This window comes from Acidobacteriota bacterium (genome assembly GCA_016712445.1).
Classification (GTDB): Bacteria; Pseudomonadota; Alphaproteobacteria; order Caulobacterales; family Hyphomonadaceae; genus Hyphomonas.
Genome location: JADJRB010000004.1, coordinates 59,404 through 73,614, shown reverse-complemented (window position 1 = coordinate 73,614; position 14,211 = coordinate 59,404). Strand labels below are relative to the sequence as shown.

At 66.6% G+C, this 14,211-nt stretch carries 19 protein-coding genes; 8 read left to right on the top strand and 11 right to left on the bottom strand.

The window, feature by feature from the left end; translation table 11 throughout:
- Positions 1 to 543 precede the first annotated feature (543 nt).
- From IPK75_18115 to IPK75_18085, 7 genes are all read right to left on the bottom strand, one after another.
- Entirely contained in the window at positions 544 to 735 is a 192-nt protein-coding gene (locus IPK75_18115; GenBank protein MBK8200266.1) for a hypothetical protein, read from the bottom strand.
- A 671-nt stretch (positions 736 to 1,406) separates the two neighbouring features.
- Positions 1,407 to 2,000, bottom strand: coding sequence for a hypothetical protein (locus IPK75_18110; protein ID MBK8200265.1), 594 nt, complete (start codon positions 1,998 to 2,000; stop codon positions 1,407 to 1,409).
- A gap of 21 nt (positions 2,001 to 2,021) precedes the next feature.
- Positions 2,022 to 2,567 carry a single-stranded DNA-binding protein gene (locus tag IPK75_18105; protein MBK8200264.1) on the bottom strand — a complete coding sequence of 182 codons (546 nt, stop codon included), beginning with the start codon at positions 2,565 to 2,567 and terminating at the stop codon, positions 2,022 to 2,024.
- 425 nt (positions 2,568 to 2,992) lie between these two features.
- Positions 2,993 to 3,232 (bottom strand): hypothetical protein, encoded by a 240-nt coding sequence (locus IPK75_18100; GenBank protein MBK8200263.1) that lies wholly within the window; start codon positions 3,230 to 3,232, stop codon positions 2,993 to 2,995.
- A complete protein-coding gene (locus tag IPK75_18095) occupies positions 3,229 to 3,528 on the bottom strand; it encodes a hypothetical protein (GenBank protein MBK8200262.1) in 300 nt (99 codons plus the stop codon). Before IPK75_18095 ends, IPK75_18100 begins: the two co-directional genes overlap by 4 nt.
- Before the next feature lie 92 nt (positions 3,529 to 3,620).
- Positions 3,621 to 4,127, bottom strand: coding sequence for a hypothetical protein (locus IPK75_18090; protein ID MBK8200261.1), 507 nt, complete (start codon positions 4,125 to 4,127; stop codon positions 3,621 to 3,623).
- 2 nt (positions 4,128 to 4,129) lie between these two features.
- Entirely contained in the window at positions 4,130 to 4,633 is a 504-nt protein-coding gene (locus IPK75_18085) for a hypothetical protein (GenBank protein MBK8200260.1), read from the bottom strand.
- Positions 4,634 to 4,692: 59 nt separating this feature from the next.
- Between IPK75_18085 and IPK75_18080 the strand changes: the two genes are divergently transcribed.
- Positions 4,693 to 4,851, top strand: coding sequence for a hypothetical protein (locus IPK75_18080; GenBank protein MBK8200259.1), 159 nt, complete (start codon positions 4,693 to 4,695; stop codon positions 4,849 to 4,851).
- 2,159 nt (positions 4,852 to 7,010) lie between these two features.
- On the opposite strand, the gene IPK75_18075 is transcribed toward IPK75_18080, so the two are convergent.
- Positions 7,011 to 7,541: a hypothetical protein gene (locus IPK75_18075; GenBank protein MBK8200258.1), complete on the bottom strand. Its 531-nt coding sequence runs from the start codon at positions 7,539 to 7,541 to the stop codon at positions 7,011 to 7,013.
- Between the two features lie 388 nt (positions 7,542 to 7,929).
- Between IPK75_18075 and IPK75_18070 the strand changes: the two genes are divergently transcribed.
- The gene (locus IPK75_18070) at positions 7,930 to 8,229 is read left to right on the top strand and encodes a helix-turn-helix transcriptional regulator (GenBank protein ID MBK8200257.1); all 300 of its coding nucleotides are present in this window, start codon (positions 7,930 to 7,932) and stop codon (positions 8,227 to 8,229) included.
- 472 nt (positions 8,230 to 8,701) lie between these two features.
- Here IPK75_18070 and IPK75_18065 read toward each other — a convergent pair whose 3' ends face one another.
- The 3 genes from IPK75_18065 to IPK75_18055 all read right to left on the bottom strand — a co-directional run bounded on the left by IPK75_18065 (position 8,702) and on the right by IPK75_18055 (position 10,600).
- Entirely contained in the window at positions 8,702 to 8,944 is a 243-nt protein-coding gene (locus IPK75_18065; protein ID MBK8200256.1) for a DUF2511 domain-containing protein, read from the bottom strand.
- Positions 8,945 to 9,621: 677 nt separating this feature from the next.
- Positions 9,622 to 9,927 carry a site-specific integrase gene (locus IPK75_18060; GenBank protein MBK8200255.1) on the bottom strand — a complete coding sequence of 102 codons (306 nt, stop codon included), beginning with the start codon at positions 9,925 to 9,927 and terminating at the stop codon, positions 9,622 to 9,624.
- Positions 9,857 to 10,600, bottom strand: a complete 744-nt coding sequence (locus tag IPK75_18055) for a tyrosine-type recombinase/integrase (GenBank protein MBK8200254.1) — start codon at positions 10,598 to 10,600, stop codon at positions 9,857 to 9,859. The genes IPK75_18060 and IPK75_18055 overlap by 71 nt, the downstream gene beginning before the upstream one ends.
- Before the next feature lie 646 nt (positions 10,601 to 11,246).
- Here IPK75_18055 and IPK75_18050 point away from each other — a divergent pair.
- The 6 genes from IPK75_18050 to IPK75_18025 are packed head-to-tail and all read left to right on the top strand — an operon-like array spanning position 11,247 to position 14,158.
- The gene (locus tag IPK75_18050) at positions 11,247 to 11,447 is read left to right on the top strand and encodes a hypothetical protein (GenBank protein ID MBK8200253.1); all 201 of its coding nucleotides are present in this window, start codon (positions 11,247 to 11,249) and stop codon (positions 11,445 to 11,447) included.
- A gap of 2 nt (positions 11,448 to 11,449) precedes the next feature.
- Positions 11,450 to 11,662 (top strand): hypothetical protein, encoded by a 213-nt coding sequence (locus IPK75_18045; GenBank protein MBK8200252.1) that lies wholly within the window; start codon positions 11,450 to 11,452, stop codon positions 11,660 to 11,662.
- Between the two features lie 43 nt (positions 11,663 to 11,705).
- Positions 11,706 to 12,761 carry a hypothetical protein gene (locus tag IPK75_18040; GenBank protein ID MBK8200251.1) on the top strand — a complete coding sequence of 352 codons (1,056 nt, stop codon included), beginning with the start codon at positions 11,706 to 11,708 and terminating at the stop codon, positions 12,759 to 12,761.
- Positions 12,733 to 13,557, top strand: coding sequence for an ATP-binding protein (locus IPK75_18035; GenBank protein ID MBK8200250.1), 825 nt, complete (start codon positions 12,733 to 12,735; stop codon positions 13,555 to 13,557). Before IPK75_18040 ends, IPK75_18035 begins: the two co-directional genes overlap by 29 nt.
- Positions 13,554 to 13,916 carry a hypothetical protein gene (locus IPK75_18030; GenBank protein MBK8200249.1) on the top strand — a complete coding sequence of 121 codons (363 nt, stop codon included), beginning with the start codon at positions 13,554 to 13,556 and terminating at the stop codon, positions 13,914 to 13,916. The genes IPK75_18035 and IPK75_18030 overlap by 4 nt, the downstream gene beginning before the upstream one ends.
- Positions 13,913 to 14,158 carry a hypothetical protein gene (locus IPK75_18025; protein MBK8200248.1) on the top strand — a complete coding sequence of 82 codons (246 nt, stop codon included), beginning with the start codon at positions 13,913 to 13,915 and terminating at the stop codon, positions 14,156 to 14,158. Before IPK75_18030 ends, IPK75_18025 begins: the two co-directional genes overlap by 4 nt.
- Positions 14,159 to 14,211 lie beyond the last annotated feature (53 nt).

Genomic DNA, 14,211 nt, shown 5'->3' with positions numbered 1-14,211 from the left:
CCGCCTCGGCGTGGGCCGCGATCCACCCCCGGCAGGCGCGGCGAGCGCCTGTACATGCTCGTGCCGTTGAGCATCGCCCGGCCGATGCGGCTCGCGCCTAGCGGAACGCGGCGATCGCCTCTTCGATGCGCTCGAACTCGGCCGCGTCCACACGCGCCCGCCCGGCGGCGCGTAGCGGTAGTAGGCGAGCAGCTCGGTCGCATTGGCGGCTGGCGACTCCGCCGCAGCCACGCCGCTGCCCGCTGCCAGCCACCCACTCCTCGAATTGGAGGTGCGCCGCGCCGCTCAGGATCGCGCCCCCGAGCTCGGCCAGCAGCGCGCGTTCCTCCTGGCTCAGGTCGGCCGGGTCGAGCCAAAAGGGGCAAAAGAGGTGTGTGTGATCTCCAGTGACTGCACTTGGCCGGGATCCCGCCCAATCTCGACGAAGAGGCGTTTCCGCGTCGTCCAGACAGGTGATGGATCAGCTTCACGGTGACCTGCGGCACTCGCCGCCATGCCCACCGCGCCAAACTCGGCGCGATCAAGGAACCCGAAAACGGGAAGCTACCATTCCAGCCCATGCTTTGCCAGTGCCTCGCGCACTCGCGCCTCGAACGATGCGATCTGCGCGCTCGCGCGCCACGAACGCTTGCCCGCTTTCGTGTAGACGGCGGCTGCTGCTCCGGCCTCGTAGACCAGATCGATCGGCGTCTTTCCCGCCGGGCTCGGGTCGCCGAGCACTTCAGCGAACAGCATCGCCAACTCGTTGCCGCTGATTATGTTTCTTCTCGCGCCAGTCGTACAGGTATGCTGCTTTCATGGTTCCTCCTCTCGCCGCGCCACTCGGCGCGGTGCTACCGACTCGACGGTGGTGCGAGGCGGTAGCGAGCCGCCCCGCACCACGACTAGCTACTTGATGCCGAGCGCCTTCTTCAGGGCGCGAATATCCTTCCTGACACCATCCTGTAGATAGCGACTGACTTATAGACGTTGTTGCAGCTCTCGTCGTACGAAAACTCGACCGTGACGCCTGCGGGCCGCCAGCGCTTCGGCGTGGCGATTGAGGAACCGCTGCACTTCAGCGGCGTGGCGGGCCCCGTTTGAGCTGGCGCGCGCTGGCCGAGGAGCCTGGGCGCCAGAAGTAGGTGTTCGCGGTGAGGATGCTGGGGATCTCGATGGTCGCTCGTTGGAGTTCCTTTCCGGGCACTTGCCCGCTGCTGGTGCGACCCCGCCACTCGGTTCGCCGCATTTCTATGTCCACGAGGACTAGTATACACTAGTCTTCGTGGACTGTCAAGGTTTTCGCGGGTATTTCGGGCGGATTCTTGTGCGAAGATCCGCCGCGATCCGACAGCGCCACACGATCACGCATCCTTCCTGTCCCACCCAAAACGTATTCGCGCGGACGTAGCCGACCGCGCGGATCGTCACGCCAGGAACCTCGACCAGGTCGGCCGCGTTAACCAATACGACGGTCGGCCGTACCTGGAAAGCGCGCCATGTTGGGCGGCAATTGCCTCCGCGATCTTAATCCCCGTCGTCTTCTTAGGATTGTCGTCGAACCGGGCGAGAAACATCACGCCTCCTGTGCTGCCAGCCATGCGCGGGCGGTCGCATAAGCTAGCCATTCGCCCGCCGTGGGCACCGTCAGCAAAATAGCGCCTGGTGGTGGCGGCATAGGCGAGCCAGCCGCACATGCGCGCATACTCGGCGCGCACCACCCGCACCGTCTGCCCGCGTCGTGGGGGCCGTGGGCCAACCGCCGCGCGAGTACACTCGCGCCACGCGACGGCCGCCTCCAGCGCACCGAGCGGCCCACCATACGCGCGATCGGCAAACTGCCGCTGCAGCTCCCCGCCGGCCGTGCAGACCCGTGCGCGCCAGGCATGCTCGCCGCCGGCCGCGCCGTGGGTATCAATCCGGGTGATGCCCCGCCGATCGGCGAGCCGATCGCGCAGCATCTCCGCTGCTACCTGCGCCTCGTCGGAGCCACCCCACTGTGCGGCCTCGTCGGTGTACATTTCCGTGCCCGCATACCCCTCCTAGAATGGCAGATCCTCATCTGCAAACGCCTTGACGGCGCCTGCGCTCGATTTCCGCACGCCGGGGACATGGCGCGTGGCCGGCGGACGGGTCTGCGCCGGCGCGGCCCCACGGGTGGGGGAACAGCACGTCGTCGTCGCCTGGCTCCGCATCGGGAATCCCAGGGTCGGCACTATCCGGCCCTGGGGCGGCGTGCCGCCGCCGATCTCGCGCCGACTGTCGAGCATGATCATGTCGCCGGCCACCACCTCGGTGCTGTGGCGATCCTGGCCTGTTGCGTCCTGCCACTTGCGCGTTTGCAGCCGGCCCTCGACATAGACCCGACTGCCCTTGGTCCGGTACTGGGTGCAGGTCTCCTCCAGCTTGTCCCAGGCCACCACGCGGAACCACTCCGTGTCCTCGTGCTGATTGCCGCCGGCGTCGCGCCAGCTCCGGCCGCTGGCCACGCGGAATGAGCAGATCGCCTGCCCGCCTTGCGTATACCGCAGCTCGGGGTCGGCCCCAAGCCGCCCGATGATCATCACCTTGTTTAGATCCTTCGCCATAGGTTTCTCTCCTATGTGATGTCTACAATTGTGGACATCACATTATCGTGCGTCCGCCGGCAGCTGCCGCCGCCAGTCGGCGCGCCAGCCGAACGGAACCTCCGAGACGGCCCGCGCCAATCAGCGCGCCACACCATCCACGCCGCCAACACCAGATCCCCGCTCGTCGCCGTCTGGGCGAACAGATGGGCCGCGAACGACTCGTAGCCCACGCGCGGCGTATTGAACGCGAACCAGCAGCCGGGATCGGAGTCCCCTCCGCAATCCCGAAGATCAGGTACTCCCGGACAGATCCACGTCCAGGAGACCGGGCGAACATCACCCGATACGACGGGCCGTCCCCGGCTCGAACTGGAAAATACATACGCCCTCCATGTCACTTGTGGGCATGCCGGAGCATGCCACGTATCACCACCAGGCACCCCCTAATCCCGCCGCCGGAACAGCCATGCCAGCGTCGCTGGCGGCCCCCCAGGAATATCCCAGAGCGGCTCCTGCGCCTGCGGGTCAAAGCCTACAAGCACGATGCGCCCGTCGAGCGCATCGTGCAGCAAGCCGACATTGGCAAGGATGCGTTCGGCCCACGCCCCGATCGCGGCACGATCGGCCGGGCTGACCTGCGCACTGATCGCGGCGAGGAGCGCCGCGCCTTGATCAGGAGTCATGGCGTCGCTGCAGCCCGCTCGCGCTCATGGCGTGCCTCCAGTGCGAGCGAGTGGCCGTAGTCTGACAGCGCATCGGCCAGATCGGATATATCCTCGTTACCCTTGCGCTCGGCCCACTGGACGCCGCGCCTATTGAAGCAGGCGACCACCGCATTGACCAGCGGCTCCGCCCGCCCCCGCTCCGCAGCCACCGCAGTGTCGAGCGCGCCCGCCACCATGTCGATCAGCGTCTGCCGCCCGTTGTTACCGATGGAGAACTTATCGACAATTTGTTTCGCCCGTTCCTCGTTGTTCATCGTCACTCCTTTCCCCCTCGCCCGGCGCTGCCAAGCGGCGCGCTAGACGGGCTACTGCGCCAAGATATACAGCGCGTCCGATACCACGAAACTCATCGCCGTTTGCGTGCGCGATCGGCGGCGTCCACATCGCCCAGCGCGCCGGCGCACTGCCGGCGGTAGCTGGCGGCGAGCTGGGTAGCGTTCCCGCCAACCAGTGCCGCCCGCCGGCGCCACGTCCACTCTGGTGTCGCGCGCACCAGGTCGGCGAGCGCGATCCGGCGGCGCAGCGCCGCCATAAGCTGATCGGCGCGGGTCTGCCGGCGCGCGGCTATCTGCCGGAGGCATATCCGATAGAGCGTACTGTCTGGCTGCGCATGATACCGCGCCAACGCGTAGGCGCTGGCACAGCTGCGGCAGCGCGCATCTCGACCATGCTCGGCCGTGGAACGCAGCGTCTCGCAGCGCGAGCAGTATCGATGCGTACCGATGTGCGTGGCGCAGAAATAGCTCGTCGCGCGATTAGCCAGATCGCGCGTGCCGCACACCAGGCAGCGCCGCTGCTGCAGGCGCCGGCGCCACTGCTGGCGCGGCGCCTCTTCGACGGGAGTCTCCCACATCGCTAGGCCTCCCGCGGTGGCTCGTCGCCGGCCGCGATCTGGGCACTGGCCGCAATCGACCAGCGCACCGTGTCGGCGACCATGCCCTCGACCAGCCCGACCCATTCACGCCTGATCCAGTGGCTGCGAATGTACGCTTTGGTGATCGGCGCGGGAATGACCGCGACCGGCGGCGTAATCGCTTTGGTCTGTCCGCCACTGCCGCGCGTAACCTCCTGGCCAGGGCCGAGCGGGATGCTGCAGGCGTAGAACGGCGGCTGGAGCGGCGGCTGCCCACCGAGCGTGCGAAAGGCATCGACGGCATCCAGTACCTCGTACTGGCGGGTGAGCGCGGCGATCAGATCGCCGGTCAGGGTGCTCTTGGCCGTGATGAGTAATGGCTCGTAAAACCCCACTTGGAGCAGCTCGGCCAGGAAGCCGCGAAAGCGCATGACCGACTGCTGCCGGCCGCCGTCGAGCGTGCGCCAGCCGAAGGCGATGCCGTAGCGCTCGTCGGTGTGCTGCATCTCGCCGATCGATTGCACCCTCGGTAATCACAAACAGGTCCGGCCGTCTCGACTGCCCAATGCGTGACCATCGTGCCGCTGCCATCGGCGATCGTGACCTGGCTAAATCCGGCCGCGCCCATGGCGTCGTCGAGCGCGGCGTGCGTGCCGACCTCGACCAGCCAGCCGGCGTAGATCCGCCGTTCGTTCGTCTGGAGGCCGGTGGCCCACTGGAGTAGTGGATCGGTCACGCGCGGCGCTGGGCGCCGCGCCGGGCCGCGCCGAAGGTGATGGTATCGTCTGCCATATTCCTCCTCCGGTGGCCCACGGCGCAGCACCGTGGGCCACCGCTACAGTTACCGCGAGCGCGGCCGATCGTATGGCCGTGGGCCAGCCCCCACCGTGGGCCAGCCGCACGTATTCGGCATCCCACTGCTCGAGCGGCTCATGCACCCTGAATGACCGCATTGCGCATTCGGGGCTGTCTACCAATGGCAGACGGGCGGTGTAGGGCCGACAGCGCCTCGTCCACACTGTCGGCAACCAGGAATGATCCCCTGTAAACACGGCCACACACCCTGCGCGGCCGGCGACCAGATCGCGCCGACATATGACATGCCAGCTAGAGACGGTTCCTCCTCCCGCGTTGACCGCGCTCCCCGAGAGGCTGGCGCGGCCCCGCGCTTCGTACGGGAGCAGAAATACATGCCATGTTGTGTCCTTCTTTCTGCCCTATCGCGGCAATCTCCTGCCGCGATAGGGCGCGTGGTTCCCTGCGGGGGGCGGCGCCGCGTGCAGCGCGGCCGCGCGTTTGGCTAGTCGCGCCCGCCGATCGGCGCGCTGGTCGGTGCGTCGCTCGGTGGTGGCGGTGGCGGGGGCGGGGGTGGGCCACCGACCGGGCCACCGCCGATCGGAGCGCTCTCCAAATAGCATAGCATTCCATACCTCCTGATGGTTCGCCGCGCGGTGCCGAGGCCTCGCTCGGGGTGGTGGGTGCGACCACCGCGCAGCGCGTCAATGATCTAGGCCGTGCGCTGCCCGTCCGGGGCAAGCAGGCTCGCGGCCGTGGCGAGCGCCTTCGACCATCCATAGCCCTTCGTGCGCATCAACATTTGCGCATACGCCAGCACGCGCTCGCCGTGCGGCCGGCCGCTGGGCGCCGGAGTTGTGGGGGGCGGCTGCTCGCGCATCTACGCGGCCTCCACTGGCCGTGGGCCAGCCCCACCGTGGGCCAGCCGCACGTATTCGGCATCCCACTGCTCGAGCGGCTCATGCACCCTGAATGACCGCATTGCGCATTCGGGGCTGTCTACCAATGGCAGACGGGCGGTGTAGGCCGACAGCGCCTCGTCCACACTGTCGGCAACCAGGAATGATCCTTGATAAACACGGCCACACACCCTGCGCGGCCGGCGACCAGATCGCGCCGACATATGACATGCCAGCTAGAGACGGTTCCTCCTCCCGCGTTGACCGCGCTCCCCGAGAGGCTGGCGCGGCCCCGCGCTTCGTACGGGAGCAGAAATACATGCACCATGTTGTGTCCTTCTTTCTGCCCTATCGCGGCAATCTCCTGCCGCGATAGGGCGCGTGGTTCCCTGCGCGGTGCGGCGCCTCGTGCAGCGCGGCCGCGCGTTTGGCTGAGTCGCGCCCGCCGATCGGCGCGCTGGGCGGTGCGCCGCTGGGTGGTGGCGGTGGCGGGGGGGGGGGTGGGCCACCGACCGGGCCACCGCCGATCGGAGCGCTCTCCAAATAGCATAGCATTCCATACCTCCTGATGGTTCGCCGCGCGGTGCCGAGGCCTCGCTCGGGGTGGTGGGTGCGACCACCGCGCAGCGCGTCAATGATCTGGGCCGTGCGCTGCCCGTCCGGGGCAAGCAGGCTCGCGGCCGTGGCGAGTGCTTTCGACCATCCATAGCCCTTCGTGCGCATCAACATTTGCGCATACGCCAGCACGCGCTCGCCGTGCGGCCGGCCGCTGGGCGCCGGAGTTGTGGGGGGCGGCTGCTCGCGCATCTACGCGGCCTCCACGGCGCGCCCACGGGCGCGCGTGATGCGGCCGATCGGCGCCTGCCACCGTGCCGCCTCGCTGGGCGGCACGGTGGCAGGCGCCGATCGGCGCGCGCCGCCAGGCGTAGCGCCGCGCCTCGATCGCCACCTGGCGCGCTGGCCAACAGCGCACGCACACGAGCGGGTCGTGGATCGAGACGGCGAACACGCCACGCCGGAAGCCGTCGCAGCAGAGTCCGTCGGCGGGCGGGGGTGGCACGGGCGCCTCGTACAGCGCCAGCAGCTCCCGATCGAGGTCGGTCAGCTGCGCCTGATACCCACGATATCGTGTGGACATTGGCTGCCTCCATGCGGGGGCGGCCACCACAGCCGCCCCCGCCTGCACCACCTAGAACCAGTCGCCGACATCCTGTGCGATACGGGCGCGCGCCTGTGCCAGCCGCGCGCCAAGCGCGGCCGCGCTGCTCGTCGGCAGGAACGGATCGTCGTCGCAATCCGCGTGCGGCTCGAACAGCGACGGCGAGTCATCGTGCAGCATCGCCAGCTCTTCGGCGCGCTCCAGTCCCTCGATCAGCGCGCCGTGCCAGTGGAAGGCCGTCGCCTTGCACGACGGCCCACATACCCACACGCCGCCCGCGCGGCTAACACGATGGATCGTGGCTCCGCCCTGACTTCCCGACGGGATGAGCCAGTCGCCACCCGGCGCCTGCGAGGGCCGGATGCCCTTTTCCCAGTAGAACAAGGCCTTGTTATAGGCGTTGAAATGCTTCAGCAAATAGGTGTGCTCCTGCTTCAGGTCAGGGTCACCCTGCGCGTCATTCGCGGTAATCGCGGCTTGGAGGCGCGCGATCTCCTCCTTGACCTGTTGCGCCCGCTCTTCCAGCGCCGCGACCACCAGGCTTGCACACGTCTCGTTCATCGGCTACAATCTCCTTGCTGATGGTTTGGTGGGGAGGTCTGATTCACCTCCCCACCGTAGCTTCTCCACCGGGTGCTGCCGTCAGCTTTACTGTGCCCGCCGCGCCATATCCTCGAACTTGATCTGCTCGGCCTCTTCGGCCGTCGCGCCGTAGCCGATGATCTCACCATCGAAGTACACTGCGAAGTCCCGATCCGCCCGATTGAACTTGACTGCGTACATTTGTGTGTCCTTTCTAGCCCTTCGTGTTCGCTTATAGGTACATTATACTACTAAATATGTACGTGTCAAGTCCCAATTTGAGATATATAGCGGCCAATTTTGGGGCTTGACACGTACGTAAAGGTGTGTTATCGTTCGCATGAACGATACTCATGGAGGTGCATGAATGGCGAAAATCGTGTCCAAGGCGCTGCAACTACGCCTGGAACATCAGGCTAAGCTGGGGAGAAAAATCACCCAGATCGAAGTTGCAGAACAGGCAGGAATCGAGCGCAAGGCATTAGCGCGCCTTGAGCGTGGGAGCACGAAACGGTTCGATGAGGAAATTCTGTATAAACTGTGCGTGTACTATGGGGTGGGTGTGGGGGATATCTTGGAATATGATCCCGATGGATTACTTATGGGTAGCTGTGGGGGCGGGAGTCAAGTCGCACCACAGCTACCCATGGGTGTTGCCAGGGCATAACACCCCGACACGATACATGTACCTTCGTGAGATCGTCACTCAGTACACTTAACGAATAGCATCACAAAGCCCGGCCACGTCGCCGCTGCGTAACACAGCATTGCCATGGCCGGGCTTTGTGATGCGTCTGACTCGCCGCCCATCCACCACGATCGCGGCGAGTCTATGTCCAGGCGCGGAAGCACCTTGACAACATGCGAGATCTGAACCGTCCCGTTGGGATGTTGGGCGCCATGCTGCGCCGACTCTCGTAGCTCAGCGCCATGCTGCGCTGAGCTGAACCATACGCGGATGCGCGGAGGCGTGGGGTGTCGTGGTGGATCGGTTCCGCCGGGCACATATGGCCCCGCGCATCGACAGCGAGGGACTGCTGCGACGTGCGCATAGTGTACCACGGATCGACCATGCGTCCGATCCGTTGGACGCTGTGAACGCCCATGATCGACGACGCCTCGATAGTGTTCGCTCACTATCACGAGCACAGTGGCAATCCCATGTCTAAAAGCGGCTGCAACGAGATCTTTAGCCCCGGAGTCAGCGGATCGTCCCGCCAGATTGGCCCAAGGTCGGCGTAGCGCTTCGTCCCTTTGGCCGTGCCATTTAAGGCGTAGGTTGTGCCGTCCGCATCGAACACTAGTTCGCGCCCGTTGACGCACCGCAGCCGGATCGCGTCAACCGTGAGCGGCCACTGCGCACCCAGATCGGCCTTGAACATCACGCCCCGTTCGCGTACCACGGTTGACGTGGCTGGGATCGCCGTAGGCGGCGCGGGCGTGGCGCTCGGCGCACTCGTCGGTTCTGGTGCTGCCGTGGCCGCGCTGGTCGACTCTGCCGCAACAGCCGGTACGCGGGATGCTGCTGGGGTTGGCGGTGCTGCCGTTCGCGGCTGTGGCAGTACAGCCCCGATCAGGGTCGCTCCGCAGCAGCTCAGCACAAACGCCCCGACGACGACCGCGATCTTGCCCCAGCGGCCGCGCTGCCAGGTGCGAATGATGCCACGCCAGATCGCGGCAAGGATGGGTTGGAGCCGTTCCATACATCCTCAGTGCGGGCGGGTGCAAATCCCCTCGACGGGAACGCACATATGTTCTTTGTGGCCGCGCCGGGCGAAAACGCACGGTGCGTTGATCAGCCCCTCAAACGTGCTCGTGTTGGCCCGTGGTTGGGGCGCCAAGGTCGATCAAATCCTCCACGAGGGTCATCATACTGCTCGGGTATTGCGCGCCTATGCCGAATGCCGCAACACGATGCGGCAAATCAAGGCACATGCACGCATGACCCTGCGTACGCAGAAGCCCGCGTGGCGCGTTGAAGACTCGAATTGACACTAATTCGCGATGTCGCGCGTACGCACTGGTGCCGGTGACTGGACTTGAACCAGTGACCTAGCGATTATGAGTCTGCGGCGGGATCGGCCTGGTGGAGTGCGCGGGCGTGGATCGACTGGAGAATTTCGGGGCGCTCGTGCAGGTAGCGCATGGTCGTGCGGACATCGCCATGACCCATCAGGTCGGCGATCTCCGAGATCGCCGCGCCGCCATCGAGCATCAGGTGGGCGAACGCATGCCGTCCGGCGTGGATCGGAGCGCCCGGTGGGAGCGTGACGCCGGCCTTCCGCGCCAGACGCTTAATCTGCGCGCGCAGCGCGTCGGCCGATAGCGCCTGGCCATTGTTGTGGGCGCTGGTGCCGCGCAGCACTGCGCCCGCGTCCGGCCCCACGCCGCACGGCGAGATAGGCATCCAGCGCCGTGGCGGACGCAGCGCCCCAGTAGACCCAGCGCTTTTTCCGACCTTTGCCCACAATCCGGGCACGGCGGCGGGCGCGGTCGGTGTCGGCATCGTGCAGGCGACACAGCTCGTCGAGGCGCATGCCGCTCTCGTAGATCAGCCAGATCGCCGCGCGGCACCGCCGGCCATCCTCATCGTCGCCGGCTGCCGCGCACAACGCGGTCACGGTGGCCGCGTCCCAGTACGCGCGATCCTGGATCTCGATCGCCGGCGATGGCAGCCGGCTCTGCTGCAGCCACACGCGCCACTCCGGCGCAAGATCGCCCGACTCAACGCAGAAGAGCATGAGCGCGCGGATGATGTTGCGGGCACTCCGCACGGCATTCGGCGAGAGGCCGCGCCGCGCGACTGCCGGCCGGCGGGGGTTGGTGCTGTGCGGCACATGCTCGATGAGCAGGTAGCGCACATACTCCCGCAGCTCGACCAGCGTCACGGCGGTAAGCTCCATCGATGCGGTCGCGTCGCGCGCGCGCCAGTCCCGCCACGCATGCAGCGCGGCACGGTAGCGGGCGATGGTTGCAGGCGATCGGCGCTTGAGCGTGCGATCGTCCAGAAAGCGATCGATCGCTGTGGTCAGATTCATGCCAATAGCTCCGTTCCGTCCTGGACTGCGCCCATGGCAGTCCCATAAGGAAACGGTCGTCTCGAGGCTTTTATCAGCAGGAAGGAGGTGCGCCCCAACGACACACGGGAGTAGCAGGGAAACAGCGACGCCCGCATTGCGCATGGAATCAGCAATGCGGGCGTCTCATGGATGCGGCGCGCGAGCAGGGAGTGACGCGCGTGCGCCGCGCAGCACTAGCATAGGAGACAATCATGCATTCGTCAAGCCATTCTATGCCGGCACAGGCGTGCTACTACGCCCGACCTGGCGATCTGCTTCTGTTCCGCTGGCTGCCCGATGCGCGCATGATGCCACATCTCGGCGGCGCGCTCGACTCGTTCGCCCCGGTGCCGGGCTTCGCCGCCGGGGTGCGCAGTGCGCCCGGCGACACCCGCGCACTCATCCTCGTGTGGTGCCCTCGCCACGTCGCGCAGGCGGCTAAGGCCGCGATCGACGGGGCGATCGGCCCCGGCGAGCTCACGCCGTGGGCGGGGCACCTCCATCTCGAGGGGGGGCTGGACGCCCCTCGTCGGCCAGCCGCATATCACGCTGGTCGGGCTTGCCAATCAGGCGCCGCCGGATTGGCTGCTCGCCCTGCTCGTGCCGACGCGGCAGGAGGGCGCTCGTGACGCCCAGCATTGACATGACGACGATTACGACTGCCGCCCAGCTCAAGGCCCGCGTCGCTCAGGCGCTGCGCGCGGCCCGCCAGGAGGCGCGGGCGCGGCAGTGGGAGGCGGAGACGGCGCGCAACGACCACCTGAACGGCCTGGTCATTAAGGCCCGGGCGTTCGTTGTGGTCGGGTCGTCGCTTCCGGCCGGATAGCCATGGCGCCCATCGTCATTCGCAAGCCACGGGTCGTCGTTCGGGCCGACATCCCCATGAGCGCGCTGTATCACGCGATCCGGGATGCGCTCGCCGCATGGTCGCCGCAGCAGGCAGCGGCATTTACGGCGGACGCGGCCGCTGCAACCACGTGCGGCGACCTGCGCGTCATCGCCGCAGCCTATGTCGAGCTCATTCAGCTTCCGTCTGCCTGAGTCACGCCGCCGGGGTGCCTGCTCCGGCGGCAAAGGAAACCCTATGGACATCGTCTTTCTCAAGCCGCCGGCGATCGACCCGGCCGTCTGGCGGCCCGACATCCCGCTCATTGTGCTCGAACGCACCGCCAGCAAAGAACAGCTGTGTGTCTGGATCGCGGTTCGCTGGCTCATGGCGGCGTTCCCCCGCGAAAAGGGTTTCGGCACGCGCAAAATCGCGGCGCGCGCCAAGGTTAACCAAAAATACATTGCGCGCTGGTGCGACGATCTCATTGATCTCGGTCTCATGTGTCTGGCCGGCGAAGAGAGCATCCGCGGCTTCGCGCAGTCGCGGCCGATCTACACCATCGACCTGCGGACGCTCGACCAGCAATCCAGCGCGATCGCGCTGGATGTTCTTGCGCGGTGGGGCGCGCCGATCGGTACTGCACACACGCCGCCTAACGGTCAGCTCGATTTTTTGACCCCCACTGATCCCCCCAGGGATCAGACTGATCCCCCCAGGGATCAGATCACTGATCCCCCCAGGGATCAGACTGATCCCCCCAGGGATCAGATCACTGATCCCCCCAGGGATCAGACTGATCCCCCCAGGGATCAGATCACTGATCCCCCCAGGGATCACATGGAGGAGCATGGAGGAGGAGGAGGAGATCATGCGCGCACGCGCGAATCGTGGCCGGCAATACCCACGCCTGCGGGGGCATGGGTATTGCCTATGCATCCATTCGACTTGTGGGCGGATGCATGTGATGCGCCTTTGCCAATTGCGCATCTGGCTGCGCTCGCAAGCGAGCACCAGCACCCAACCCACGGCTGCGGTTGGTACTGGGTCGGCCGGGCAATCCTGGCCGGCAGCATGACGGGCAAATTTAACTCCGTTGCGAAGGTACGAAGCATCCTCAACCGTTGGCGCGTGGAGGGCGCATATGGGAGTGACATCAGCTATGGACGCAGCCCCAAACCCCGATCCGCTGATGTGGATCGACGGAGTGCCGATGCGGGGGCGGGTGGTGGCGGAGCGTCCGCGCCGGCCGCCACCCCAACCCGCAAACCCCGACCGGGGGAGCGTGGCTATCTCCGAGGTCGCACTGAGTGAGGTGCTCAGCGCGCCGCCCGCGCGCACAGAGCCGGCACACATTCCGCCTGCCGGCCCGCACTGCCCTGATTGTGGCGGTGCCGGCTACTACAAAGAGGCCGTCCCCTACGGACACCCGCACTTTGCCCAGATCTTCCCTTGCCGCTGTAAGATCGCTGCGCGCGTAGCCCACGCGGATGCGCGGCGCGATGAAACCCTGGTGCGGCTGCACCAGGAGATGGGCAAACTGGCCGAGTGTACCTTCGCGATCGAGATACCGGCCGAGTATACGCCCGAAGAGCAGCGACAGCTGCGGCGTGCCCGCGACATCGCACAGCGCTATGCAACAGAGCCGCGCGGCTGGCTGTACCTGTACGGGCCGACCGGCGTGGCCAAGTCGCACTTGGCTGCGGCTGTTGCAAACAGCTACGCGTTGGCAGGATGGCGCGTGGCCTATGCGACAGTGCCGGCGCTGCTGCGGTTCGTGCGCAGTGGCTTCCGCGACAATTCGGCCGACGAGCGCGTGCAGGCGCTCATGCTGGTGGATCTGCTGATGCTGGATGATCTTGGCACGGAGTATCACGCGCCGAGCCAGGATGGACGGCTCGACCACGCAAATGCCACGCTGTTCGAGATCCTGGACGCGCGCTGCACCTACGCGCGGCCGACCGTGATTACCAGCAATATGGCGCGCGCCGACCATGAGCCGCGCCTGGCCAGCCGGATTGCTGAGCTGACTACCGAGCTGTACATCGATGTGCCGGACTACCGTGAGTTGCTGCTGCGGCGCCGGCGCAAGGATAAGGAGGCCTTGTGACAATCGAACAGGTGATCGCACGGGTGGCCGAGCACTTTGGCCTCTCGGTCGCAGCACTGACCGGACGAGGCCGCACGCGCGATGTGGCGTTTGCGCGCCAGGTGGCGGCATACGCCCTGCACCAGCACTTCCCGTGCCTGTCGCAGCAGCGCATTGGCAGCCTGCTGGGCGGGCTGGATCACTCGACCGTACGCTACAGCTGGGATCGCGTGCAGCACGCGATGCGGACGGACTCGACGCTGGCGACCGCTATCCGGGCGCTGTTGCCACCACCACCGCAGCCATCCGCGCCGAGCGTGCGGGCGATGCGCTGGTGGGCCGCGCAGGCCCAGCAAAACTATCTGGTGGTGGCGGCATGACCACCCTGCAGGCCAGCTTCCTCGATCATGCCGCGCCGGCCAGCCGGCCGCACGAGCTGCCCATCCCGCCAGACGCCAGGATCGTGCGCTGTCGCAGCTGCGGCGCGCAGATCGTCTGGGCGCACACGCCGGCCGGGCGCGCAGTGCCGCTCGCGCTGAGCACCGTGCAGACTCGCGACGGGACTCGCTACGCACAGAGTCATTTCCTGGACTGCCCGCACGCCGGGCAGTGGAGTAAATAAAGGCCCGACCGTTGACGCGGCCGGGCGGGGCGCGGGAACCACCTCGCGCGCCC

Coding starts and splice junctions, on each gene's coding strand:
- IPK75_18085 (MBK8200260.1), bottom strand. CDS start 4,633: ATGCAGCACACCGACGAGCGCTACGGCATCGCCTTCGGCTGGCGCACG.
- IPK75_18105 (MBK8200264.1), bottom strand. CDS start 2,567: ATGGCGAAGGATCTAAACAAGGTGATGATCATCGGGCGGCTTGGGGCC.
- IPK75_18100 (MBK8200263.1), bottom strand. CDS start 3,232: ATGACTCCTGATCAAGGCGCGGCGCTCCTCGCCGCGATCAGTGCGCAG.
- IPK75_18055 (MBK8200254.1), bottom strand. CDS start 10,600: ATGAATCTGACCACAGCGATCGATCGCTTTCTGGACGATCGCACGCTC.
- IPK75_18045 (MBK8200252.1), top strand. CDS start 11,450: ATGGCGCCCATCGTCATTCGCAAGCCACGGGTCGTCGTTCGGGCCGAC.
- IPK75_18095 (MBK8200262.1), bottom strand. CDS start 3,528: ATGAACAACGAGGAACGGGCGAAACAAATTGTCGATAAGTTCTCCATC.
- IPK75_18065 (MBK8200256.1), bottom strand. CDS start 8,944: ATGTTCAAGGCCGATCTGGGTGCGCAGTGGCCGCTCACGGTTGACGCG.
- IPK75_18070 (MBK8200257.1), top strand. CDS start 7,930: ATGGCGAAAATCGTGTCCAAGGCGCTGCAACTACGCCTGGAACATCAG.
- IPK75_18040 (MBK8200251.1), top strand. CDS start 11,706: ATGGACATCGTCTTTCTCAAGCCGCCGGCGATCGACCCGGCCGTCTGG.
- IPK75_18025 (MBK8200248.1), top strand. CDS start 13,913: ATGACCACCCTGCAGGCCAGCTTCCTCGATCATGCCGCGCCGGCCAGC.
- IPK75_18110 (MBK8200265.1), bottom strand. CDS start 2,000: ATGTACACCGACGAGGCCGCACAGTGGGGTGGCTCCGACGAGGCGCAG.
- IPK75_18090 (MBK8200261.1), bottom strand. CDS start 4,127: ATGTGGGAGACTCCCGTCGAAGAGGCGCCGCGCCAGCAGTGGCGCCGG.
- IPK75_18115 (MBK8200266.1), bottom strand. CDS start 735: ATGCTGTTCGCTGAAGTGCTCGGCGACCCGAGCCCGGCGGGAAAGACG.
- IPK75_18075 (MBK8200258.1), bottom strand. CDS start 7,541: ATGAACGAGACGTGTGCAAGCCTGGTGGTCGCGGCGCTGGAAGAGCGG.
- IPK75_18080 (MBK8200259.1), top strand. CDS start 4,693: ATGCGTGACCATCGTGCCGCTGCCATCGGCGATCGTGACCTGGCTAAA.